Raw genomic sequence first — 767 nt, 5'->3', positions numbered from 1 at the left:
GCCGCGTGGCTGCGGGCCAATCGGACCGCCGGGGGAGAACCGCGCCCGACCCTGGGTGCACTGCGCAATGAGGTGCTCCAGTCAGGGCAGCCGGCGCGCGTGAACGCTCATGTGCAGGCGTTCCGCCAAGCGGTGGGCGAGCAAGGTCCCACGGGTAGGAACGTGGCCGGCGCGGTGGATGCGCTGGTACAGGGCGGCACGTCGCGCCAGCCCCAGGTCCATGTTGACGACGAGGCATTGATCCAGGCCTATCAGGGCGCATCGAACACGCATCCGGCCACGGCGCGCACCCATGCGAACTACCTGCGCCAGCTTGCCGCGTGGCTGCGGGCCAATCGGACCGCCGGGGGAGAACCGCGCCCGACCCTGGGTGCACTGCGCAATGAGGTGCTCCAGTCAGGGCAGCCGGCGCGCGAGAACGCTCATGTGCAGGCGTTCCGCCAAGCGGTGGGCGAGCAAGGTCCCACGGGTAGGAACGTGGCCGGCGCGGTGGATGCGCTGGTACAGGGCGGCACGTCGCGGCAGCGGCAGCCCCAGGCCCAGCCTCAGCCCCAGGTCCATGTTGACGACGAGGCATTGATCCAGGCCTATCAGGGCGCATCGAACACGCATCCGGCCACGGCGGGCACCCATGCGAACCACCTGCGCCAGCTTGCCGCGTGGCTGCGGGCCAATCGGACCGCCGAGGGAGAGCCGCGCCCGACCCTGGGTGCACTGCGCAATGAGGTGCTCCAGTCAGGGCAGCCGGCGCGCGCGAACGCTCATGT

At 70.8% G+C, this 767-nt stretch carries 1 protein-coding gene; it reads left to right on the top strand.

Translation table 11 applies throughout. From position 1 onward, the window contains the following. The coding region (locus CFB39_RS40525) for a hypothetical protein (RefSeq protein ID WP_179257815.1) at positions 1-767 on the top strand (767 nt) is incomplete at both ends.

The sequence above is a fragment of the Burkholderia sp. AU6039 genome (assembly GCF_002223365.1).
GTDB lineage: Bacteria > Pseudomonadota > Gammaproteobacteria > Burkholderiales > Burkholderiaceae > Burkholderia.
This window is presented reverse-complemented; position numbering and strand designations above follow the sequence as displayed.